This is a genomic window from Dellaglioa sp. CoH-57-MRSF-16 (genome assembly GCF_056782055.1).
In genome coordinates, this window is record NZ_JBXAXZ010000018.1 from 1 (window position 1) to 1,055 (window position 1,055).

The 1,055-nt window shown below is 54.1% G+C and carries 3 protein-coding genes; 2 read left to right on the top strand and 1 reads right to left on the bottom strand.

Features of this window, described 5'->3' with window-relative positions; translation table 11 throughout:
* A partial coding sequence (locus AC1RPH_RS07605) for a hypothetical protein (protein WP_481762000.1) occupies positions 1–391 on the bottom strand: 391 nt, incomplete at its 3' end.
* Here AC1RPH_RS07605 and AC1RPH_RS07610 point away from each other — a divergent pair.
* Both AC1RPH_RS07610 and AC1RPH_RS07615 read left to right on the top strand, forming a co-directional pair.
* On the top strand, positions 390–557 hold the full coding sequence (locus AC1RPH_RS07610) for a hypothetical protein (RefSeq protein WP_289859383.1): 168 nt from the start codon (positions 390–392) through the stop codon (positions 555–557). The genes AC1RPH_RS07605 and AC1RPH_RS07610 overlap by 2 nt on opposite strands.
* On the top strand, positions 535–930 hold the full coding sequence (locus AC1RPH_RS07615) for a hypothetical protein (RefSeq protein ID WP_281106398.1): 396 nt from the start codon (positions 535–537) through the stop codon (positions 928–930). Before AC1RPH_RS07610 ends, AC1RPH_RS07615 begins: the two co-directional genes overlap by 23 nt.
* Positions 931–1,055 lie beyond the last annotated feature (125 nt).

The window sequence follows — 1,055 nt, forward strand, 5'->3', positions numbered from 1 at the left end:
CGGGACGCTTGAAAACGGAGACCCGCGCTTCGCCCCCATCTTTGACGAGCCGCAATAAGGAGTGAACATGGAGCTGCTTACCGTTGTATATGAGCCCGTAAGTGGGGACGTGGTACCCGACGCGATGATCAACACCTACGTCGAGAATATGATCACGCATCGTGGCGTGTACACGGTGGGCAGTTCCATCATCGTGGACGCAGTTCGTCGAGCTATCGCGCTTGACAAGATCGATCACCGTGATGTTGCGTTTTCGTTCGAGGGTCGGCTTCTGTCCGTCAACGCGTTCGGACGAATCCCAGAATGGCCTGTGGGATTTGCCGACATCTGGGACGGTATTACGTCTGACATACTGAAGGCCGGTATCGCCAAGAGCAAACGTAATTGACATGGACGCTGCTGATCTGTATAGTTTGCTTGAGGATTCGCTGTGCATCGTGCGGCGCGCGGTGTGGAGCGAATATGATGACTGGGCTGCGTCAGTCGAACAGCGGCTGATGAATGCCATGAACGAACTAGTTGAGGAAGATGAAGATGAACAAGAAGTATCACCGTGAGGTGCGTCCCATGTTCAAGTCGCTGGAGCAGTATCTAGGTTTGGAACTGGATCGTGTCCGGCACACGGAACTCGAACAGTTCGCGGAAGAGCACAAACAGTTCGTGCGCCTGAACGACAAGAAGGACGAGGCTCTGTTCGGCATCGAATGCCACACGCTCAAGATTCGTGCAGACTACGACGCGCGCATTGACGCCACTGTCTATCAAGGCTTGATCGAAGGCTATGCTCCGTACGAGGTCTTGTTCGATACCGGATACCGGTCCAGCGTGGACGAGGTGCTGACGTACCTCAAACTCGGTGTCGAGAATCTGGGCCTCGGGAATCCCGATCTCGACGAGGAAGATGAAGACGAGGACGAAGTAGATGCATAAACATTGGATTCGCGAGTTTTCGGATAGTCCTAAGCCGGCACCTCTGTACGACATGTACTACGGTAACGACTATTCGGAGCCCGTCATTGTCTGCCTCGAACGTGAGGATGGCACACGCTACATTC

Bases quoted from the DNA above. Each gene is read 5' to 3' on its own strand.
- AC1RPH_RS07610 (WP_289859383.1), top strand. From the start codon at position 390: ATGGACGCTGCTGATCTGTATAGTTTGCTTGAGGATTCGCTGTGCATC.
- AC1RPH_RS07615 (WP_281106398.1), top strand. From the start codon at position 535: ATGAACAAGAAGTATCACCGTGAGGTGCGTCCCATGTTCAAGTCGCTG.